The sequence below is a fragment of the Micromonospora trifolii genome (genome assembly GCF_050516465.1).
GTDB lineage: Bacteria > Actinomycetota > Actinomycetes > Mycobacteriales > Micromonosporaceae > Micromonospora > Micromonospora trifolii.
The window spans coordinates 1,595,632-1,615,704 of record NZ_CP191526.1; the positions used below are offsets into that span (position 1 = coordinate 1,595,632).

A 20,073-nucleotide genomic window follows, 5' to 3' on the forward strand; every position below is an offset into this window, starting at 1 on the left:
ATCATGCTATGGCGGCCGTGAATACTCGGCAATGCCCTCGCAACAATCCAGCAGCCCGATCGCATTCGCGCGAGGCAATACATGGCAACCCGTTGCCGCCGCGGCGGGCCGGCTGTCTCAATCAGCGGGGATGACACCTGGCGGAGGGAACGGCTCATGGGTATCTCGCGGCGCGGCGCTCTCCTGGTCACGGCATCGTCGCTCCTGGTGGGCACGGTCGGGTGTGGGGCACCCGAGGCCCCCGGCGACTCCAAGGGCGACAGCACCGGCGAGGTGCCACAGCGGCCCGGTAAGGCCGTCACGCTCAACGTCCTCGACGTGGCGGGCAACCTCCAGCTGACCCAGGGGATGATCGACGAGTTCGTCTCGAAGAACCCCGACGTGATCTCCCGGGTGACCTATTCGAAGGCGCCAGCGCCCGAGCTGGCCGGGAAGATCAAGGCCCAGCAGGGGGCGGACCGGGTGGACATCGGTCTCGTGCTGACCGGCGTCGACGGCCTGGCCGCCGGGATCGAGCAGGGTCTCTGGATCGACGTGTTGCCGACGTTCCAGGACCGCCTCGGCGGCATGAGTAACTACCTGGAGCCGGCCGCCGCGATGCAGAAGCTCGCCGGCAACGCGGGCGTCACCGTCACCTACTACCCGTCGGGTCCGCTGCTCGAATATCTGCCGTCCCGCCTGGCGACGCCACCCACCAGCGCGGACGCGCTGCTCGCCTGGGCCAGAGCCAACCCCAGGAAATTCCAGTACGCCCGCCCGGCCAACTCCGGCCCGGGCCGGACGTTCCTGATGGGTCTGCCCTACATCCTGGGCGACTCGAACCCGAAGGACCCCACCGCGGGCTGGGACAAGACGTGGGCCTTCCTCAAGGAGTTGGGCCAGTACGTCGACTACTACCCGTCCGGCACCACCGAGACGATGAAGAACCTCGCCAACGGCACCGCGCACCTGATCGTCAGCACGACCGGTTGGGACATCAACCCGCGGGTGCTCGGCACGGTGCCCAAGGAGGCCAGGATCACCCCGATCGACGGCTTCCACTGGGTCACCGACGCGCACTACGCCGTCCTGCCCAAGGGCGTGTCGACCGACACCCAGGCCGCGGTGCTGGCCCTGCTGGCGTTCATGCTCACCCCTGAGCAGCAGGCGAAGGCGTACGACGAGGGTTACTTCTACCCGGGCCCGGCGATCAAGGAGGTCCAGCTCTCGTCGGCGCCGCAGAAGAGCCAGGACGCGATCCGGGAGTTCGGTCGCCCCGAGTACGACGCGCTGATCGCCGGAAACCCGACTGAGGTCCCGCTCGACGCGAAGAGCCTGGTGGCGGCGTTCAGCCGCTGGGACCGCGAGATCGGCGGCGGCAAGGTCAAGCAGGGATGAGCGCCTTCACCCAGCTGCGGCTGGACGGGGTGTCCCGCCGGTTCGGCGGCCAGGCCGCGCTCACCGAGCTGGACCTGACGATCGAGGCGGGGGAGTTCATCGCCCTGCTCGGCCCGTCCGGCTGCGGCAAGTCGACGGCGTTGAACTGCCTGGCCGGGCTGCTGCCGTTGACGGCGGGAAGCATCTGGCAGGACGAGCGCCGCATCGACACGCTGCCACCGGAGCGGCGCGGCTTCGGCATGGTGTTCCAGAGCTACGCCCTCTTTCCGCACCTGACGGTCCGGGCGAACATCGCCTTCGGGCTGCGGATGCGGCGGCTGCCCAAGGAGGAGACGCGCCGGCGTACGGAGGAGGCGGTGCGGCTGGTGCGACTGGAGGACCACGTCGACAAGCTGCCCGGTCAACTCTCGGGCGGCCAGCAGCAACGCGTCGCCATCGCCCGCGCCGTCGTGTTCGAGCCGTCCCTGGTGTTGATGGACGAGCCGTTGAGCAACCTCGACGCCAAGCTGCGCCTGGAGATGCGGACCGAGATCCGTCGGCTGCACCAGTCGCTGGGGCTCACCACCGTCTACGTGACCCACGACCAGGAGGAGGCGCTCTCCCTGGCCGACCGGCTGGTGGTGCTGCGGGAGGGGCGGGTGCAGCAGATCGGCTCGCCGCGTGAGCTGCACACCCGGCCGGCGAACTGGCACGTCGCCGACTTCATGGGCTACCGCAACCTGTGGCGGGGGCGGGTGGAGCAGTCCGACGGCGCCCGGGCCACCGTCGAGTCGTCCGGCCATCGCCTGCTCGGCGAGGTGGTGGGGGGCCTCCAGACCGGGGCCGAGGTCGTGGTCGCGGTACGCCCCGAGGACATCCGCGTCGACGGCCCTGGCGAGACCCGCAACGCCATGTCGGCGACGATCGAGGTGGTGGAGTACCAGGGCCGCGAGTTGGCGGCCGAGGCCCGCACCGACACCGGGCTGCTGCTGCACCTGCGGACCGAGCAGCGGATCGCGCCGGGCGACCAGGTCAAGCTCGCCGTCGACCCGCAGCGGCTGCTCGTCTATCCCGCCGACGCGTCGGCGCAGCCCGACCGCCTCCCGGACGCCTCGGAGGCGACGCGGTGAGCGGCGCCGGGCCCGGGAGGCCACTGGCGCACTGGCGGCACCGTCTCGCCGAGCGGGGCGTCGATCGTCAGCTCTGGTTGCTGGTCCCGGCCCTGGTGTTCGTCATCGCCCTGTTCCTCTACCCGTTCTTCTACGGACTGACGCTCTCGTTCCAGCCGACCAGCGGCGGGCCGTTCAGCGACTACGCCCGGTTCTTCTCCGACTCCTACGAGCGGGGCACGATCTGGATCACGCTGCGGATCGCGCTGCCCGCCGCGCTCCTGAACGTCCTCGCCGCGGTGCCGATCGCGTACCGGATGCGTGGCCGGTTCCGGGGCAAGCGGCTGGTCACCACGCTGCTGGTCGTGCCGATCACGCTCGGCACGGTCCTCACCGCGCAGGGGTTGCTGAACTTCCTCGGCCCGACCGGCTGGTTCAACCGGATCCTGTTGGCCAGCAACCTCGTCGACGAGCCGGTGCGGCTGACCCACAACTACTGGGGCGTGTTCTTCTCGCTGGTGATCACCGGCTTTCCGTTCGCGTTCCTGCTGGTGCTGTCGTACCTGTCCGGCATCGATCCGACCCTGGAACGGGCGGCCGCGACGCTGGGCGCGGACTGGCGTCGTCGGTTCACCCGGATCACCCTGCCGCTGCTGATGCCCGGTCTCGCCACGACCTTCTGCCTGACGTTCGTCCTGGCGTTCAGCGTGTTCCCGTCGGCGGTTCTGGTCGGCAACCCGGCCGGTGAGACCCGGGTCATCTCCCTCGCCGCCTACCAGGCGGCCTACGAGCAGTACGACTACCCGTACGCGTCGGCGATCGCCATGATCATGGGCTTCGTCGAGCTGGTCATCATCGCGGTGGTGCTGGCCGCTCGTAGCCGCTTCTACACCGGCTCCACCGGAGGCAAGGGCTGATGGCAACGACGACCCAGGCCCCACCAGCGCGGCCCCCCGCCACCAGCACCGACCGGCGGCGGCGCATCGCCGCGCGGCCGGCCGCCTGGATCGTGTGGGGCGTCGTCATCTTCTTCTTCCTCAACCTGCTGGGCGTCGTGGCGTCCGTCCTGGTCAGCTCGTTCGGCCAGCGCTGGTTCGACACCTGGCTCCCGGACGGCTACACCACCGACTGGTACGCCAGGGCCTGGGACGAGTTCGCGCTCCTTCAGGTCATCGTCGTGACACTGGAGGTCTCCGTCCTCGTCGTGGGCCTCTCGCTGGTGATCGGCGTGCCGGCCGCCTACGCCCTCGCGCGGCGCTCGTTCCCGGGCAAACGGCTGATCTTCCTCGTGTTCCTGCTGCCCATCCTGATGCCCCCGATCACCTACGGCATCCCGCTGGCGACCGTCCTCTACAAATTCGGCCTGGCCGGGCACATGTCCGGGGTGGTGCTCGCCAACCTCGTGCCGTCGGTGCCCTTCGTCATCCTGACCATGACCCCGTTCATCGAGCAGATCGACCCGCGGATCGAGAGCGCGGCGCGCATGTGCGGCGCGGGCCTGCGCACGGTGTTCCTCCGGGTCCTCACGCCGCTGCTCGTGCCGGGCATCCTCGCCTCCGCGATCCTCGTGCTGGTCCGGACCGTGGGCATGTTCGAACTCACCTTCCTGACCGCGGGGCCGGACTCGCAGACCCTGGTGGTGGCGCTCTACTACTCGATGTCCGCGTCCGGGATCAGGGCTCAGCAGTCGGTCGACGCCATGGCGGTCATCTACACCTCGATGATGCTGGTCCTGCTCGTCGTCGCGCTGCGCTACGTCAACCCGACCCAGCTGGTGGCGCAGGTCAAGGACGAGCCGGAGCACTGAGGCCGGCGCCGGCCGCGTCGTCGAGGATCTCACCCAGGCGACCCGCGACGGTGAGGAGACCGGGCAGCCTCGTCCGCAGACCGCGATAGGCCGCGGCGAGAGCCGGGTCGACCGCTACGGGCTCGCCGCCGACGACCCCGGAATCGAGCTGGGTGACCGCCTCCCGAAGATCGGAGGTGTGGCCGATCGCGAAGAGCCCGAGCGCCGCCGCGCCGAGGGTGACGTGGTCGGCGAAACCCGCGACGCGGACCGGGCAGTCCAGGACCGCCGCCATCACCTCGCGCCACAGCGGAGACCGGAAGGCGCCGCCGGTCAGGCGGATGCTGCCGATCGGCGTCAGCTCGGCCAGACGGTCACGGACACCACCGAGTTGCAGGCAGACGCCCTCCACGGCGGCCCGGACAAGATGGCCGCGCGAGTGTTCGCTGCGCAGTCCCAGGAACGCGCCCGGCGGGGCACAGCCCTGCGGCGGGGCCTCGTCGGCCCGCAGAAAGGGCAGCATCACGAGACCGTCGCTGCCCGGTGCGATCCGCTCGGCGAGATCCAGGAGCGCGGGCGCGGCACGGTCGTCACCGAGGACACGTCCCGCCCACCGTACGACGTTGCCGCCGTTGCTGACCGCGCTGCCGACAACCCACGCGTCGTCGGTCAACGCAGCGCAGGAGAACGTGTCGACCGGGTCGGTGAGGGGTGCCTCGACGACCGTCCGCAGGGCCCCGGTGGCCCCGAGCGTCAGGCCACCGACGGCGGGGTCGATCGCCGCCGCGCCCAGACTCCGCAACGGACCGTCTCCCGCGCCGACGACGACCGGTGTGCCGGAGGGCAGGCCCACCGCGCGCCCGGCCGTCGGCGACAACCGCAACACCGCCGTCGTGGGCAGCACCGGGGGCAGCTGACTCTCGGACACCCCGGCGAGATCGAGTACGGCGGGACTCCAGCCCCGCCGGTGCACGTCGAACATCCCGGTGCCGGAGGCCGAGGACAACTCGGTCACCAACATCCCGGTGAGCCGATGGACCACATAGTCCTTGAGGCCGATCCACCACCGCGTCGAGGTGCAGAGGTACGGCTCGTGGCGGGCGAACCACAGGAGCTTGCAGAGCGGGTTCATCGGGTGCACGGGAGTGCCCGTCAACCGGTGCAGCTCCCGGCTCTGGCCGGACGACCGCAACTCACGGGCCGCCTCCGACGACCGCGTGTCGCCTCGGGTCAGCAGCGGCGTCACCGGCGTCATGGCCGCGTCCAGCCCGATCAGGCCGTACCTGGCGGAACTCAGCGCGAGGGCGACCACCTCCGCCCCGGCGGTGCCGGCCACACACGCGGACGTCGCCGCCAGGGTGGCCGCCATCAGCACGTCCGGCTCCTGCACCTGCCAGCCGGGCATCGGCTCAAGCAGTGGGTACTCCCGCGTCGCGACGTGTCGGGCGGTGCCGTCCAACGCGAACGCGGCAGCCCGCACGGCCCTGGTGCCCACGTCGACTCCGATGATCACCCGACGCTCCGGCCCCATCCGCACATGGTCGAGCGGTGGTCTGCGGGCCGGCAAGCGGTTGCGCGCAGTTGTCGTCACGGCGGCGCGTAGCCGACCCCTTTGCGTGGAAGACCGGGCATCGCCGACGCGAGTCGTGACAGGATCATCGGCATGCCAGCGCGCGCACTGAGCTTCGGGATGGTGGCGCAACGATACGAACGGTACCGACCGGGCTACCCCGCCGAGCTTGTCGACCTGGTGCTGGCGTACGCGGATCGGCCGATTCGGACGGCGCTGGAGATCGGCGCCGGCACGGGCAAGGCGACCCGGCTGTTCACCGGACGGGACGTCACGGTCACCGCGACCGAGCCGGACGAGGCCATGCTCGCCGAGCTGCGTAAGCACGTGCCAGCAGGCGTCCGGACCGTGCGGGCCGCATTCGAGGACCTGCGGCCGGTCGCGAGGTACCACCTGGTCTACGCGGCAGCGGCTCTGCACTGGACGACACCGGAGGGCCGATGGTCGCGGATGGCCACGCTGCTGGAACCGGGCGGCGTGTTCGCCTCGTTCGGTGGACCAACCCAGCTGGTCGACCCGGCGGTGGCGGACGCTGTCCGCGCCGCCCGGGCGCCCTTCCTGGAGACCGACGAGATTCCATCCCCCGATGGCACGCCCCCGGGACAGGCCATGCAGTGGCCGGGCACCGAGCTCCAACGGTCCGAATGGTTCACCGATGTGCGGCAGACCGTGATCGAGCGTCGACTGACGATGAGTGCGCGCGACTACATCGGGCATCTGTCGACGATCTCGGCGTATCTCGAGCTGCCGAGCTCGAAGCAGGAACAGGTCTTCAGCCAGATCGGGCAGGTCCTGCCCGCGACGGTCGAGCTCTCCGCCGACATCATCGTGCATCTCGCGCGTCGACGCCTCGAGCAGTAGCGCCGGCGCGGGTGGTCAGACCAGGAACTCCTCCCGCATCCGCGCGCCCAGGTTGATCCCGCCCACCGCCCGAGGGCCGGTCGGGTCGTGCACGGCCACGGTGTTGTTGCGCCGCATCAGCTCCCGGACCGCGGGCGGTAGTCGCGGTGGGTCGTCCATGGCCGCGAGGACCTGCCCGGCACTGGAGATCAGTCGATCGGCCAGCGCGGCGGCGTCGGTGTCCACCCGCACCCGGCCGTACTCCCAGCCCGACGTGGTCAGGTCGAGCACCTCGAACACGCGGGTCACCAGCGGGTTCGGGTCGGTCACCCGGTCGAGGCGGCGCGCCCGGCTGCCGAGCACCGTGACAGCGGCGGCCACCTGCGCGTACGGGTGGAAGCCACACGGCAACGCGAACAGCGGCCAGCGCAGGGCCGGGCCCGCCTCCTTCCACAGCGGCCGGTAGTTACGGCGGTGCACGAGCAGTCGACGGCCCGTCCGTCGGTGGATCTCCTGGGCCTGGGCCTGAAGGTCCACGTGGGCCTCATCGGCGACCTGACTCACGATCCGGGTCGCCACCACCAGGCCGTCGTCACTGTCGAGCGAACCGGTGAGCGCCTCGACCTGCTCGTTGAACCGGATCCGCGCGTGGGGGCCGTACCGGGACTGGACGTCGTGCAGCAGCGCCTGCTGGCGTCCCGGGTCGAGCTGGATTCGCCTACCGCCCAGCAATCGACGGAGCCAACGCATGTCGCCTCGATTCAGCAGAGCCGTCGCGGACGGCGGCAATGCTAGTGCGTCGACCCTCCCTCGTGTTCCCAAGGGGGGCTGATCGATTCCGCTCTCGGAGACGGCGATCACCGCCGACGCGGCGTGATCAGCCCCGACTCGTACGCCCACACGACCAACTGGGCCCGGTCGCGGCAGTGCAGCTTCGTCATCGCCCGGTTGACGTGTGTCTTGGCGGTCAGCGGGCTGATCACCATGCGCGCGGCGATCTCGTCGTTGGTCAGCCCGCGGGCGACCAACTCGACGATCTCCTGCTCCCGGGCGGTCAGCACGTCGCGTCCGGCCATCGGCACGGCCGGCGGTGGGCCGGCCACGAACTCACTGATCAGTGTGCGGGTGACGGTCGGCGCGAGCAGCGCGTCACCGCGCGCGACGACGGTGACGGCGTGCAGCAGGTCGGCGGGGTCGGCGTCCTTGAGGAGGAAGCCACTGGCGCCCGCCCGGAGGGCGGCGAACACATAGGAGTCGAGACCGTAGTTGGTGAGGATGAGAACGCGGATCGCGGCGAGGTCGGGATCAGCGGCGATGCGCCGGGTGGCCTCGATGCCGTCGAGGCCGGGCATCTGCACGTCCATCAGGACGACGTCCGGGCGCAGACACCGCGACAGGTGGACGGCCGAGGTGCCGTCGGTCGCCTCGCCGACGACCTCCAGGTGGTCCTCGGCGTCGAGCAGTGCCCGGAAGCCGGCTCGCATCAGCGCCTGGTCGTCGGCGAGCAGCACCCGGATCATCCCGGCTCCTCCGGGCAGCGGACGGTCATCGCGGGCCGTCCAGCGGGAAGGTGGCCCGTACGGTGAACCCGTGGTCGTCGTGCGCGGCGGTCCGCAGCGTGCCGCCCAGGGCGCTGACCCGTTCCCGCATGCCGCGCAGGCCCACGCCCGGGGTCAACGGCTCGGCCGGTGACGCCTGACCGTCGTCGGTGACCGCGACGGTCAGCTCCGCCGGGGCGTACTCGACCTGGATGTGCGCGGTCGCGGGGCCGGCGTGGCGGGCCACGTTGGTGAGCGCCTCCTGGATGACCCGGAACCCGGCCTGGTCGACCTCGTCGGGCAGGTCCCAGCGCTGGCCGGTGACGGTCACCTGCACCGGTACGCCGACCGCCCGGGTCCGCTCGGCCAGCTCGTCCACTCGGGCCAGCCCGATTCGATCGCCGTCGGTGGGTGCGCGGAGGACGTCGAGGGTCGTGCGGAGTTCCCGCATCGCGGCGCCGCTGGCCTCCTGGATCGCCAGCAGCGTGGCCGACGGCTCCTCGCCGTGTTTGCGGGCCAGGTGCACGGCGATCCCCGCCTGCACCTTGATCACCGAGATGCTGTGGGTCAGGGAGTCGTGCAGGTCGCGGGCGATGCGCAGGCGCTCCTCCCCGGCGCGCCGCAACGCCATCTCCTCGCGGGTGCGTTCGGCCTCGATCGCCCGCTGCTCGACCTGCTCCAGGTACGCCCGGCGCTGCCGCGCGACGAGCCCGGCGACGTTGGCCGCCACGAACCAGCCGAGCAGCAGGGCCGTCCGCTCGGCGACCAGCTGGCCGGGTCGGCCGGCCGGCGCCATCGAGATGTCGCGGGCCAGGAAGCTACCGAGGAAGGCGAGGCTGGCCACGGCGGCGGCCGACCGGTGTCCCTGCCAGGCGCTGACGTAGACCGCGCAGAGCACGGGGAACGCGGCCGACACCCCGGGGTGCACCCGGACGTGAACGGCCAGCATGGCGACGGTGACCACGCCCAGCGCCACCACCGGGTAGCGCCGGCACGCCGCCAGGGCCACCACCGTGGCGAGGACCAGGGCGACGTCGAGCACCTCGACCGTCGCGGCGTCCGGGGTGAGCACGGCGTTGCCGAGCAGGAGGACACCGAGGGCGAGACCGCCGAGGGCGTACGGGAGGTCGCGGCGCATGGTCGCACTGTAGAACGGCCGTCGTCGGTGGAGCATCCCGCGCGCGTGGTAGCCGCGGCGTACCACGGATGCGGTATGAGCGGCGGGACAAGTGTCTGCGGCGGCACGACGTTTTCCCAGGCCGCCGCCGCAAGCATCGAGCCCATGACATACCGCTTCTTCACCCCCACGCCGACGAGGGCGGCCACCGGCCGCACCGCGGCCGTCTACCAACAGTCGCGCGACGACTTTCTCGGCCCGTTGCCGACCTTCCAGGCGCTCTCGGCCGTGCCGGACGTGCTGGCCGCGACCTGGGCCCTGATGCGGGAGGCGCTGCTCGCCGGGGACGCGCCCCGGGTCGACCGCGAACTCGTCGCGGCCGCGGTGTCCCGGGCCAACCACTGTCAGTTCTGCGTCGACGCCCACGTGCTGCTGCTGCACGCGCTGGGCGCACCGAAGCTGGCCGAGGCCGTCGCCCGGGGCGAGACGCCCCCCGAGCCGAGGCACGCCCAGCTCGTCCGCTGGGCGCAGGCGAGCCGCAGCCCCGGAGCCGCCGACTGGACCAGCCCGTACCGCCCGGAGATCACCGGCACCCTGCTCGCCTTCCACTTCATCAACCGGGTCGTCTCCGCGTTGCTCGACCCCGATCTGCTCCCCGGCGGCCTGCAACGCTCCCCACTGGTGCGCTCGGTCGGGGGCCGGCTCTACGCCAAGGCGGCCCGGGAGCCGAAGGAGCCCGGCCGAAGCCTCCCGCTCCTCGACGCCGACGCGACCGCATCACCTCCCGCCTGGGCGGGGGACAGCCCGGTGGGCGTCGCCTACGCGTCGTTGCGGAACGCCGCCACCCGGGGTGGGGAAGACCTGCTGGGCGACGTGGCGCGCCAGACCGTCACGGCCACCGTGCGCTGGGAGGACGGGCGGTTCCCGGCCCGGCCCGCGGACTGGGCCGTCGACCTGGTCCGGGACGTGCCGGGCACGGACCGCATCGGGACGCGGATCGCGTTGCTGGCGGCGTTCGCTCCCAGCGCGATCAGCCCGGGCGACGTCGCACTCTGGCGGCTCTCCCACCCCGCCGACGCCGACCTCGTGCGGTTGGTCGCGTACGGGGCGATCACGGCCACCGATCACGTCGCCCAGGCCCTCGCCTCGGCGCACCTCTAGGAGGTAACCCATGCGCAAGGCATTCGTCATCACCAGCGCCCTGCTGCTCGTCGCGTTCGCCGTGCAGTTCGTCCTCGCCGCCGTGGGCGGGTTCACCAGACCCACCGGCGAGGACGCGTACGCGCTGCACAGCGTCAACGGCATGGCGGTCATCCCGATTCTCACAGTGCTCACCGCCCTGTTCGCCGCGCTGGCGAAGGCGCCGGGAAGGCTCATCGGACTGGCGATCCTGCCGATCGGCCTCGTCCTCCTCCAGCCGCTCATCGCCATGCTGGCCGAGGCGTCCACTGACGCGTCGGGTGTCAGCACCCCGCTCGGCCTGACCATCGGTGGATTGCACGCGCTCAACGGAATCATCGCGGTGCACGTCGTGGTCGGCGTCCATCGGGCGGCGCGGAAGCTGGCCGTCCCGGTTCCCGCCGGCGCGGCTCGGCTGGTCACCCGGGAAGGAGAGCCGGCATGACCACCGGGTCGCTGCTCGTGGCCGACCTCGTGATCGCGGTCCTCGCGACCGCCGCCTGGCTGGGGGGTGGCGCCGCGTCCGCCGCCCGCCGCCGCCCGCTCGCACTGGGACTGGCGGCCGTCGCACTGCTCGCCACGCTCGCCCGCGCGATCACGATCACCGCCCTCGCCCGCGCCGGCTGGTGGTTCGCCGCGGAGAAGATCTTGATCGCGGGCCCGCTGTCGCTCGCGGCGGTGGGCGTCGCCGGTCCGCGGTTGCTGCGGGCCCCGGGCGACATCCGGGCCGTCGCGCTTCCGCTGCTCTTCGCCGGGTACGCCACGAGCAGCGCCCTGCTCGTGACCATCCTGCACGGCTATCCGGCGTCGGCCGGGGCGGGGCTGCTCGCGGTCGCCGGGGTCGTGGCGGCGACGGTGATCTCGGGACGTGCGCTCGGTGCGCGCCCGTCCCGGAGGGTGTCCCGGGTGGCCCTCGTGGTGGCGGTCGCGGCGCTGCTGACCGGAACCGGGCTGACCGTCGCCCCGGGCGCCGCGCCCGCCGTACCGCATGGTCATGGTTCTTCGGCGGCCCGGATCGCCGACGAACCCACCCGGCGGTTCACCCTGACCGCCGGGACCGCCACGGTGGACGCGGGCGGCCGGAACGTCGCGGCCTGGGCGTTCAACGGGCAGGTCCCCGGACCGGAGTTGACCGCCACCGTCGGCGACGTCCTGGAGGTGACGCTGCGCAACCGGGACATCGGGCGCGGTGTCACAGTGCACTGGCACGGGTACGACGTGCCGAACGACCAGGACGGGGTACCCGGGGTGACGCAGGCGGCGGTGCGGCCCGGGCAGGAGTTCGTCTACCGGTTCCGCGCCGATCAGGCCGGAACGTACTGGTACCACACGCACTCGGCCTCCGATGTCGGCGTGCGGATGGGTCTCTACGGGGTGCTGGTGGTGCGACCGGGCCCGGTGACCGGGCTCGACGTCACAGTGCCGGTGCACAGCCTGGCGGGCCGTCCGTTGCCCGCGCCGAGAGTGGAGCAGGTCGAGGCCGGCGTGCCGGTGCGATTGCGGCTGATCAACACCGACAGCACGACGCACCGGTACGCCCTCGCCGGGACCGCGTTCCGGGTGGCCGCGATCGACGGCGTCGACCTGCGGGGCCCGACGCCGCTGGTGGACACGGCCGTGCTGATCCCGGCCGGCGGCCGCTACGACCTGGTCTTCGACGGGCCGGCGACCCCGGTGGCGCTGTTCGTCGACGGACGGGCCGTCTATTCGACCGGCCCGGTGTCGACGGCGACCGGCGCCTGGCCGGTGCTCGATCCGCTCGGCTACGGCGCGACCGCTCCGGTGCCCTGGTCCCGCTTCGACAAGACGCTCACCCTCGTCCTCGATCGCGGCCTCGACCTGCGCAAACTGCTACCGCGGTACGCCCACACCGTCAACGGCGCGGCCGACCCGGACATCCCACCGCAGGTCGTACGCCTGGGCGACGTCGTGCGGTTCACGATCGTCAACCGGTCGCAGATCGTGCACCCGTGGCACCTGCACGGCCACCACGTCCTGGTGCTGGCCCGCGATGGAGAGCCGGTGGCCGGAAGCCCGTTGTGGCTGGACTCGTTCGACGTCCGTCCGGGCGAGGTGTGGGAGGTGGCGTTCCGGGCCGACAACCCGGGAATGTGGGCCAATCACTGCCACAACCTGGCGCACGCCGATGCCGGGATGACGCTGCATCTCATGTACTCGTGATCGCGGAGGCCTGTAGTTTTCTGTCATGACTGAGGACACCTTCCGTTCGGTGGCGATCGAGCGCACCAGCCTGGGCAACTACGTCGTGCGGAACTCCCGGGGCGGGTCGGTGTCGTTGGGCACGGGCGAGGACGGCAGTTTCACACCGGTGGAGTTGCTGCTGGCCGCCATCGGCGGCTGCACCGCGGTGGACGTGGACCACATCACCAGCCGTCGTGCCGAGCCGACCGAGTTCGCCGTCGCCGTCACCGGTGACAAGATCCGGGACGAGGCCGGCGGAAACCGGATGCGCAACCTGCGGGTCGAGTTCACCGTGACGTTCCCGGAGGGCGCGGAGGGCGACGCGGCCCGTGCCGCGCTGCCCCGGTCGTTGCAGCAGTCGCACGATCGGTTGTGCACCGTCTCCCGTACCGTCGAGCTCGGCACTCCCGTCGCGATCGCCGAGGGCCCCGGGCCCACCGGAGACTGATCGTCGCTGAGCACGGCTACTCAGGTCCGTGCGGTTCGTTCGTGTGAGGGTGACGCATGCGTCGACTACTGGTGCCACTGCTGATCGTCCTCACCCTGGCGGTGGCGTGCGCCGACCCGAACGCCCAGCCGGGTCGCTCGGACCCGACGGGCGCGGAGGCGGCGCCCACCGAGCTGCTCGCCGACGGCAGCGTGCCCTGGGCCGACCTGAAGATCACCGGCGAGGACCTCAACGGGCGCCCTGCCGCGCCGAGAAAGCCGGCCACCGGCAGTGAACCGTGCCGGGCGGAGCAGCTGACCGGCCGGCTGACCACCTGGACGCGGCCCGGCACCGGCGGTGAGACGTCCCGGGGCTTCGACGCCGCCATCGGCAAGCTCATCGGCGAGGTGGACGTGCGGAACTCGTCGACGGTCGAGTGCACCCTTCAGGGCGAGGTGCCCACGACCATGCTCGCCGGCGGCCGCGAGATCCCGATGCTCTACACCCACGGCATCGACGAGGAGGGCCGCACCCGGGTGGTCGCCGTGCCGGCCGGCGGCAACGCCAGCCTGCGGCTGGACTGGTCCGGGCCGTTCTGTCAGCCCGTGAAGGGGTCGTTGGAGCTCGCGATCGAGCTGCCACACGACGGCGGCAGGTTGCGCGCACCGGTCACCGCCGACGAACGTCCGGGCTGTCCGCAGGGGGAGGGGGTCCACCCCCGCACGCGGGGGACGCTGTCCGCGAGCGGGTTCACCGAGCCGGTGACGGTGTCGAAGCCCCCGTCCTCGCCGCTCGAAAAGCTCACCGTCGCTGTTCAGGGGCCAACGACCGCCGTCGCCGGGTCGCGGCTCACCTTCCGGGTGACGCTGGGCAACCCGACCGACGGCCCCCTCGCGCTGGACCCCTGCCCGGGCTACCTGGTGGAACGGTTCTCTCTCGGCGACGCGACAAACGACGCGGTGAACTCGGCCCAGCTGTACCGGCTGAACTGCCGCGCGCTCCCGCAGATCCCCGCCGGAGGCAGCGCCGTGTTCGAGATGGTCGCCGAGGTGCCGGCCTCGATGCGGGCCGGGCGCGAGCTGACCGTGACGTGGAAGTTCTACCTGCCGCACTACGTGCAGCGGAGCGGCCAGTTCGGTGTCCTCACCCTCACCATCGTCTGAGAAGGGGCGCCGCCCGGCCAGTCACACCGGGCCAGTCGACGTAGGTGAGAACAAGAGATAGATGCTGTTGAGTGCATGGGAGCGCTCCCGTAACATACCTGACGCGGCCTGTTAACGCTCACAATCAGTCACTGAGCAGCGACCACCACCAATGCATAGGCCGTCATCCCGCGAGGAGGGTGCTATATGACCAGATCCAGAGCCACCAATGTCGGTCTGGTTGCGGCCGGCGTCGGCTTACTGATGTCGTCGACAGTTGTCGCGGCGCTGCCGGCCGGTGCCGCGGCTGAGGGTTGTTCGGTGAACTACGCCGTGTCGTCGCAGTGGCAGGGCGGCTTCGGCGCCAACGTGGCGATCACGAACCTGGGTGACCCGTTGAGCAGTTGGACGCTGACCTGGTCGTACGGCGCCGGGCAGACGGTGACGCAGGCCTGGAACACGTCGCTGACGCAGAGCGGGTCGGCGGTGACGGCGAAGAACGTGGGCTACAACGGTGCGGTCCCGACCAACGGCACTGTGTCGTTCGGGTTCAACGGGTCCTGGACGGGCAGCAACCCCGACCCGACGAGCTTCGCCCTGAACGGTGTCGCCTGCACAGGTGGCACGACGACTCCGCCGCCGACCGATCCGCCGCCGACCGACCCGCCGCCGACGACCCCGCCGCCGTCGGAGACGTGCAACCTGCCCTCGACGTACCGGTGGTCCTCCACCGGGGTGTTGGCGACCCCGAGGTCGGGCTGGGTGTCACTCAAGGACTTCACCGTCGCCCCCTACAACGGCCAGCAACTCGTCTACGCCACCACCCACGACAACGGCACCCGGTGGGGCTCGATGAACTTCGGCCTCTTCACGAACTACTCGCAGATGGCCTCGGCCAGCCAGAACGCGATGAACAACGCGACCGTCGCGCCGTCGCTGTTCTACTTCGCGCCGAAGAACATCTGGGTGCTCGCCTACCAGTGGGGTGGGCCCGCGTTCTCCTACCGGACCTCGACCAATCCGACCAACCCGAACGGATGGTCGGCGGCGCAGACGCTGTTCAGCGGAAGCATCACCGGTTCGGGCACCGGCCCGATCGACCAGGCGGTCATCGGTGACGACACGAACATGTACCTGTTCTTCGCCGGTGACAACGGCAAGATCTACCGGGCCAGCATGCCGATCGGCAACTTCCCCGGCAGCTTCGGCTCCAACTACACGACCATCATGAGCGACACCACCAACAACCTGTTCGAAGCTGTTCAGGTCTACAAGCTCCAGGGCCAGACCCGTTATCTCATGATCGTCGAGGCGATCGGGTCGCAGGGCCGCTACTTCCGCTCGTTCACGGCCACCAGCCTGGGCGGCTCGTGGACGCCGCAGGCCACCAGCGAGAGCAACCCGTTCGCCGGCAAGGCCAACAGCGGTGCCACCTGGACCAACGACATCAGCCACGGCGAGTTGCTGCGCACCAACGCCGACCAGACCATGACCGTCGACGCCTGCAACCTGCAACTGCTCTACCAGGGCCGTTCCCCGCAATCCGGCGGCGACTACGGCCTCCTGCCGTACCGGCCGGGTCTGCTGACCCTGCAGCGCCCGGTCTGATCACGCTCGACTGACCCGCGACGGGCGGGCTCGGCGTGCCGCCGAGCCCGCCCGCACCGATCCACTCGGGTTCATGGAAGTCGCGGTATCCCGGCCGTCCGGACGCCACGACTTTCTTGAACGCGAGTCGATCAAGCAACAAACAGGGGATACGACACGCATCACCGGGGCCGCCTGCGGCCGACGAGTTTGGGACGATGCGCCGGTCGAACACCGACATCACCCGACTCGAAGGGATCCCCCGCGATGGCAAAGGTCATCTCCACGCTGTTCATCTCGGCCGACGGTGTGGCCGAGATCGACCCTGACTGGCACTTCCCGTACTTCGACGAGAACATGGGCCGCGCCGTCACCGAGGACTATGACGCCGCCAACGTGCTGCTCATCGGCCGCGAGACGTACGACAGCTTCGCCGGGGCCTGGCCCGACCGGGAGGCCGCGGGTGGCGACGACGCGCCGTTCGCCAAGCAACTCGGCGACATGCGCAAGGTCGTCGTCTCGCGCCAATCGCCGGAGTTCTCCTGGCGCAACTCCGAGCTGATCGACGGGGACCTCCTCGACGCCGTCGCCGCGCTCAAGGCCGATGCGGGCGTGCGGGGAGTCCTCATCCCCGGCTCGATCTCCGTGGTGCAGCAACTGCTCGCCGCGGGCCTGGTGGACGAGCTGCGTCTGCTGGTGCATCCGGTGGCCGCGCGCAAGGGCCGCAAGCTGTTCGACGAGGGCGACACGGCGTACCACCTGCGACTGGTGGCTTCGGAGGCGTTCCCGACCGGCGTCCTCCGCGTGATCTACGCGCCGGGCACGGCACCGACTCCGGTCGGCTACGACGAGATCACGGACCAGGTGCCGGCCGGAAACTAGGGCGCCTTCGGGGCCGGCTGCCGCGCCGGCCGTTCTCCGACCGAGGCCGTCACAGGCCCATGTGAAGATCTCGTCGTGACTGCGTGGACGTACAACGATCGCCCGGTGGGCGTCAGGTTCCTCACCGATCGGATCCCGGAGCCGGGCCGCACCGCCGTCGAGGACGAGCTGTGGGCCTGGGTCGTGCGGGGTGAGGCCGACGCGGACGAGTTCGTCGACTTCTTCGACGACGCCGACGAGCGCTGCGGCGCCCGTGACGACGAGCTCAGGGCGGCGCACGAGACGGCGTTGGCGGTTCGGCGGGGGCAGCAGCGCGAGTGGGGTGAGGTGCGCGGCAACCTCACCCGTGCTTTCGTCGAGCTCAACGAGCTGGGGGTGCTGGCGCGGGAGAACTTCAGCTGCTGTGGCACCTGCGCGAGCGCCGAGATCCACGACGAGCGGGACGACTCTCGGCACTGGCGCGGGTTTCTCTGGTACCACCAGCAGGACACCGAGTCACTGCTCGCGAGCGAGAACGGCGAGGTCTATCTCGGCTACGGCGTCTATCCTCCGGCCGACTTCGACGAGGTCGCCTACGCGGGGCTGTCGGAGGCCGAGCAGCAGGCCGACTACCAGGCCGACCTGGAACGACTGCTGGACGAGGTCGCGTTTCCGGTGCTCCGCAAGCACGGCATGGAAGTGGAGTGGAACCGCAAGCAGTCCCGCCGGGTCAGGGTCACCGGTGCCCAGTGGTACGCGCCGCTGGATTGACCACCACCGATTCATCCCACACTTCGGACCGGTGTTTAGTGAGGGCTATCGATATTGACGGTTGACGTCAGCGGCGACAGGATCTCGGGCACCACCACCCTGATCCCTCCTGGGAGGCGCCATGACCCGTCCCCGCCTGCCCCGCCTGCGGGCAGCCACCCGGTTCGCCGCACTCGCCCTCGCCACCGCCGGCGTGCTGCTCACCGTCGCCACCCCCGCCAGCGCCGCCGTGCCCACCGGCCGCTACGTCGCGCTGGGCGACTCGTACACCGCAGGCCCGCTGATCCCCACCCAGGTCGACCTCAACTGCCTACGGTCCAACCGCAACTACCCGTCGCTGGTGGCGGCGTCCGCCGGCTCGTCGTCGTTCGCCGACGTGAGCTGCTCCGGTGCCACCACTGACGACATCCTCTACGGCGGTAGCGGCCAACTGGGCATCACGTTGCCGCCGCAGCTCAACGCGGTCACGTCGAACACGTCGCTGGTGACGGTGCAGATCGGCGGCAACGACATCGGCTTCTCCGGCATCATCGGCGCCTGCGCCGAGGCGAGCGTCAGCAGCCCGCTCGGATCTCCGTGCAAGAACCGGTACACCGCCGGAGGAGTCGACCAGTTGCAGGCGCGGATCGTCGCCGCCACGCCGAAGGTCACCGCCGTGCTCCAGGCGGTCCGGCAGGCCGCACCGGGCGCGCGGGTCGTGGTGCTCGGCTATCCGGCGATCCTGCCGGACAGCGGTTACGGCTGCTGGCCGGTCGTTCCGATCGCCTACCAGGACGTGCCGTACCTGCGGGGCATCGAGAAGTCGCTCAACGCGATGCTGGCCAGCGCCGCGAGCGCCAACGGCGCCACCTACGCCGATGTCTACACCCCGTCGATCGGCCGCGACGCGTGCAAGGGCAGCGGCACCCGGTGGATCGAGGGCCTGGTGCCGCAGAACTCGGCCGCGCCGTTCCACCCCAACGCCCGAGGTGAGCAGGGCATGGCCACCGCTCTGATTGCAAGGCTGAACAGCTGACCGGGCCGTGATCGGCCGAGCCCGCCCCGCCGGCAACGGCGGGGCGGGTCACTCCTGCGGTGCGCCGCGCGGCGATGTCCAGCCCCGCTGTGCTTGAGATCGGGGAGTCCGGGGTACCGAAAGCTATGGCGAATGTGGGGCAAGTCGTCGGAGACCGTTACCGCCTGGTCGAAAGCATCGCCAGCGGCGGAATGGGTGACGTGTGGCGGGCGGTCGACGAGACCCTCGACCGCTGCGTGGCGGTCAAGATGCTGCAACCTCGGTTGGTTGCCGACGGCGGCTTCGGTGAGCGGTTCCGGCGCGAGGCGCGGGCCATGGCTGCGCTGCGTCACCCAGGTGTCGCCCAGGTCTACGACTACGGTGAGGTGTCCGAGTCCGGGGCGCCGGTCCTCGCCTACATCGTGATGGAATGCGTGCAGGGGCAGCCGTTGTCGGAGCGGATCGCCGAGGTCGGCCGACTGGACGTGGTCGAGACGATGTCGATCGCCGCGCAGACCGCCAGTGCCCTGCAAGCCGCGCATGACGCTGGTGTCGTCCATCGTGACGTCAAACCCAGCAATTTGATCATTGAACCGGACGGACACGTCGTACTCGTCGATTTCGGTGTTGCGGTGACGCAGGAAGCGGCGAGCCTGACCGGAACGAACCAGATCGTCGGCACCGCCCTGTACATGGCACCCGAGCAGGTCGCGAAGAACGAGACCACACCGGCGATCGACATCTACGCGCTGGGGGCTGTCGTCTACCACTGCCTCGCCGGTCGACCGCCGCACCAGGGCGAGAACGCCGTCGCGGTGGCGCTGCGGCATCTTGAGGAGGAACCGTCGCCGCTGCCCGAAGACGTTCCGGCGGAGGTCCGGGCTGTGGTCGCCACCGCGATGGCCAAGGAGCCGGCCGACCGCTTTCCGACGGCAGCGGCCATGGCCAGGGCGGCGCAGACACTCGCGGGCCCGTCTGACCACCTGCTGTCCACCGCGACCGGGGCGACCGAGGTCGGGGTGCGGACCGAGGTCACGGCTGCCCGGCGGTCGGCCCCCGGTGGCGCGGTGAGCCGGGCGGTCACTCCTGGGCCCAGAGCGCTCGCGGTGCTTCTCGGATCGTTGGCCGCCGCGGCTTCCGTCCTGGTGCTCGCCGATCCCATCGGGTTCATGCCCGGCCCGACCGGGCGACCGTCGACGCCTCCCGGGGTGCCGCCCGCGGTGTCGCCAACGGTGCCGACGCAGCGGGAACCGGGCCCCGGCGTCGGCGGCGGTGAACCAGACACCCGCGGTTCTGCGGGCCTACCGGTCCGAGCGCCGGGCTCCCCGACCCCGACGCCCACCCGGGCCGCGGGTGAGGGGACGGCGGACCCATCGACGCCGTCCGGTGGAAGCACCACGGGTGCGCCCGGTCCCACCGCGTCCGAGAGCGCTCCTGCGGAGCCGACGGAAGCCCCGACGGCAGCCCCGACGGGCGGAACGACAGCGGCACCGACCGAGGGGACGACGGAGAACCCAGCGGCGGACCCAACCTCGGAACCGTCGGCGGAGGAATCGACGGCCGAAGGAGAGACCGCGGCGCCGCAGGTGTAGCG

19 protein-coding genes are annotated in these 20,073 nt (G+C 71.0%); 15 read left to right on the forward strand and 4 right to left on the reverse strand.

The window, feature by feature from the left end:
- The first annotated feature begins 156 nt into the window (after positions 1-156).
- The 4 genes from ACQRWP_RS07250 to ACQRWP_RS07265 are packed head-to-tail and all read left to right on the forward strand — an operon-like array spanning position 157 to position 4,272.
- Entirely contained in the window at positions 157-1,377 is a 1,221-nt protein-coding gene (locus ACQRWP_RS07250; RefSeq protein WP_430501371.1) for an ABC transporter substrate-binding protein, read from the forward strand.
- Positions 1,374-2,486: an ABC transporter ATP-binding protein gene (locus ACQRWP_RS07255; RefSeq protein WP_430501372.1), complete on the forward strand. Its 1,113-nt coding sequence runs from the start codon at positions 1,374-1,376 to the stop codon at positions 2,484-2,486. The genes ACQRWP_RS07250 and ACQRWP_RS07255 overlap by 4 nt, the downstream gene beginning before the upstream one ends.
- Positions 2,483-3,382 (forward strand): ABC transporter permease, encoded by a 900-nt coding sequence (locus ACQRWP_RS07260; protein WP_430501373.1) that lies wholly within the window; start codon positions 2,483-2,485, stop codon positions 3,380-3,382. Before ACQRWP_RS07255 ends, ACQRWP_RS07260 begins: the two co-directional genes overlap by 4 nt.
- Positions 3,382-4,272, forward strand: a complete 891-nt coding sequence (locus ACQRWP_RS07265; protein WP_203116155.1) for an ABC transporter permease — start codon at positions 3,382-3,384, stop codon at positions 4,270-4,272. The genes ACQRWP_RS07260 and ACQRWP_RS07265 overlap by 1 nt, the downstream gene beginning before the upstream one ends.
- Here the strand turns inward: ACQRWP_RS07265 and ACQRWP_RS07270 are convergent.
- Positions 4,250-5,782: a gluconokinase gene (locus ACQRWP_RS07270; RefSeq protein ID WP_430501374.1), complete on the reverse strand. Its 1,533-nt coding sequence runs from the start codon at positions 5,780-5,782 to the stop codon at positions 4,250-4,252. The two genes, ACQRWP_RS07265 and ACQRWP_RS07270, sit on opposite strands and share 23 nt — an antisense overlap.
- Positions 5,783-5,914: 132 nt before the next feature.
- Between ACQRWP_RS07270 and ACQRWP_RS07275 the strand changes: the two genes are divergently transcribed.
- Complete coding sequence (locus ACQRWP_RS07275) at positions 5,915-6,682, forward strand: class I SAM-dependent methyltransferase (protein WP_430501375.1); 768 nt, start codon at positions 5,915-5,917, stop codon at positions 6,680-6,682.
- A 15-nt stretch (positions 6,683-6,697) separates the two neighbouring features.
- Here ACQRWP_RS07275 and ACQRWP_RS07280 read toward each other — a convergent pair whose 3' ends face one another.
- The 3 genes from ACQRWP_RS07280 to ACQRWP_RS07290 all read right to left on the reverse strand — a co-directional run bounded on the left by ACQRWP_RS07280 (position 6,698) and on the right by ACQRWP_RS07290 (position 9,337).
- Positions 6,698-7,411 (reverse strand): hypothetical protein, encoded by a 714-nt coding sequence (locus tag ACQRWP_RS07280; RefSeq protein WP_430501376.1) that lies wholly within the window; start codon positions 7,409-7,411, stop codon positions 6,698-6,700.
- Between the two features lie 107 nt (positions 7,412-7,518).
- Positions 7,519-8,181: a response regulator gene (locus ACQRWP_RS07285; RefSeq protein ID WP_430501377.1), complete on the reverse strand. Its 663-nt coding sequence runs from the start codon at positions 8,179-8,181 to the stop codon at positions 7,519-7,521.
- A gap of 25 nt (positions 8,182-8,206) precedes the next feature.
- Positions 8,207-9,337, reverse strand: a complete 1,131-nt coding sequence (locus ACQRWP_RS07290; protein ID WP_430501378.1) for a sensor histidine kinase — start codon at positions 9,335-9,337, stop codon at positions 8,207-8,209.
- 144 nt (positions 9,338-9,481) lie between these two features.
- Between ACQRWP_RS07290 and ACQRWP_RS07295 the strand changes: the two genes are divergently transcribed.
- The 10 genes from ACQRWP_RS07295 (at position 9,482) to ACQRWP_RS07340 (ending at position 20,071) form a co-directional block, all read left to right on the forward strand.
- Positions 9,482-10,477, forward strand: coding sequence for a carboxymuconolactone decarboxylase family protein (locus ACQRWP_RS07295; RefSeq protein WP_430501379.1), 996 nt, complete (start codon positions 9,482-9,484; stop codon positions 10,475-10,477).
- Between the two features lie 10 nt (positions 10,478-10,487).
- A complete protein-coding gene (locus ACQRWP_RS07300; RefSeq protein ID WP_430501380.1) occupies positions 10,488-10,940 on the forward strand; it encodes a DUF6220 domain-containing protein in 453 nt (150 codons plus the stop codon).
- Complete coding sequence (locus tag ACQRWP_RS07305; protein ID WP_430501381.1) at positions 10,937-12,676, forward strand: multicopper oxidase family protein; 1,740 nt, start codon at positions 10,937-10,939, stop codon at positions 12,674-12,676. Before ACQRWP_RS07300 ends, ACQRWP_RS07305 begins: the two co-directional genes overlap by 4 nt.
- Before the next feature lie 25 nt (positions 12,677-12,701).
- Positions 12,702-13,145 carry an OsmC family protein gene (locus tag ACQRWP_RS07310; RefSeq protein WP_430501382.1) on the forward strand — a complete coding sequence of 148 codons (444 nt, stop codon included), beginning with the start codon at positions 12,702-12,704 and terminating at the stop codon, positions 13,143-13,145.
- 56 nt (positions 13,146-13,201) lie between these two features.
- Positions 13,202-14,287: a hypothetical protein gene (locus ACQRWP_RS07315; protein WP_430501383.1), complete on the forward strand. Its 1,086-nt coding sequence runs from the start codon at positions 13,202-13,204 to the stop codon at positions 14,285-14,287.
- Between the two features lie 186 nt (positions 14,288-14,473).
- Entirely contained in the window at positions 14,474-15,874 is a 1,401-nt protein-coding gene (locus ACQRWP_RS07320) for a non-reducing end alpha-L-arabinofuranosidase family hydrolase (RefSeq protein ID WP_430501384.1), read from the forward strand.
- A gap of 246 nt (positions 15,875-16,120) precedes the next feature.
- Complete coding sequence (locus ACQRWP_RS07325; RefSeq protein WP_430501385.1) at positions 16,121-16,735, forward strand: dihydrofolate reductase family protein; 615 nt, start codon at positions 16,121-16,123, stop codon at positions 16,733-16,735.
- A 105-nt stretch (positions 16,736-16,840) separates the two neighbouring features.
- Positions 16,841-17,485, forward strand: a complete 645-nt coding sequence (locus ACQRWP_RS07330) for a DUF6891 domain-containing protein (RefSeq protein ID WP_430501386.1) — start codon at positions 16,841-16,843, stop codon at positions 17,483-17,485.
- Between the two features lie 121 nt (positions 17,486-17,606).
- Positions 17,607-18,500: an SGNH/GDSL hydrolase family protein gene (locus tag ACQRWP_RS07335; protein ID WP_430501387.1), complete on the forward strand. Its 894-nt coding sequence runs from the start codon at positions 17,607-17,609 to the stop codon at positions 18,498-18,500.
- Positions 18,501-18,625: 125 nt separating this feature from the next.
- On the forward strand, positions 18,626-20,071 hold the full coding sequence (locus ACQRWP_RS07340; RefSeq protein WP_430501388.1) for a protein kinase domain-containing protein: 1,446 nt from the start codon (positions 18,626-18,628) through the stop codon (positions 20,069-20,071).
- Positions 20,072-20,073: the final 2 nt, after the last annotated feature.

Bases quoted from the DNA above. Each gene is read 5' to 3' on its own strand.
- ACQRWP_RS07250 (WP_430501371.1), top strand. From the start codon at position 157: ATGGGTATCTCGCGGCGCGGCGCTCTCCTGGTCACGGCATCGTCGCTC.
- ACQRWP_RS07255 (WP_430501372.1), top strand. From the start codon at position 1,374: ATGAGCGCCTTCACCCAGCTGCGGCTGGACGGGGTGTCCCGCCGGTTC.
- ACQRWP_RS07265 (WP_203116155.1), top strand. From the start codon at position 3,382: ATGGCAACGACGACCCAGGCCCCACCAGCGCGGCCCCCCGCCACCAGC.
- ACQRWP_RS07270 (WP_430501374.1), bottom strand. From the start codon at position 5,782: ATGGGGCCGGAGCGTCGGGTGATCATCGGAGTCGACGTGGGCACCAGG.
- ACQRWP_RS07275 (WP_430501375.1), top strand. From the start codon at position 5,915: ATGCCAGCGCGCGCACTGAGCTTCGGGATGGTGGCGCAACGATACGAA.
- ACQRWP_RS07280 (WP_430501376.1), bottom strand. From the start codon at position 7,411: ATGCGTTGGCTCCGTCGATTGCTGGGCGGTAGGCGAATCCAGCTCGAC.
- ACQRWP_RS07285 (WP_430501377.1), bottom strand. From the start codon at position 8,181: ATGATCCGGGTGCTGCTCGCCGACGACCAGGCGCTGATGCGAGCCGGC.
- ACQRWP_RS07290 (WP_430501378.1), bottom strand. From the start codon at position 9,337: ATGCGCCGCGACCTCCCGTACGCCCTCGGCGGTCTCGCCCTCGGTGTC.
- ACQRWP_RS07295 (WP_430501379.1), top strand. From the start codon at position 9,482: ATGACATACCGCTTCTTCACCCCCACGCCGACGAGGGCGGCCACCGGC.
- ACQRWP_RS07300 (WP_430501380.1), top strand. From the start codon at position 10,488: ATGCGCAAGGCATTCGTCATCACCAGCGCCCTGCTGCTCGTCGCGTTC.
- ACQRWP_RS07305 (WP_430501381.1), top strand. From the start codon at position 10,937: ATGACCACCGGGTCGCTGCTCGTGGCCGACCTCGTGATCGCGGTCCTC.
- ACQRWP_RS07310 (WP_430501382.1), top strand. From the start codon at position 12,702: ATGACTGAGGACACCTTCCGTTCGGTGGCGATCGAGCGCACCAGCCTG.
- ACQRWP_RS07315 (WP_430501383.1), top strand. From the start codon at position 13,202: ATGCGTCGACTACTGGTGCCACTGCTGATCGTCCTCACCCTGGCGGTG.
- ACQRWP_RS07320 (WP_430501384.1), top strand. From the start codon at position 14,474: ATGACCAGATCCAGAGCCACCAATGTCGGTCTGGTTGCGGCCGGCGTC.
- ACQRWP_RS07325 (WP_430501385.1), top strand. From the start codon at position 16,121: ATGGCAAAGGTCATCTCCACGCTGTTCATCTCGGCCGACGGTGTGGCC.
- ACQRWP_RS07335 (WP_430501387.1), top strand. From the start codon at position 17,607: ATGACCCGTCCCCGCCTGCCCCGCCTGCGGGCAGCCACCCGGTTCGCC.
- ACQRWP_RS07340 (WP_430501388.1), top strand. From the start codon at position 18,626: ATGGCGAATGTGGGGCAAGTCGTCGGAGACCGTTACCGCCTGGTCGAA.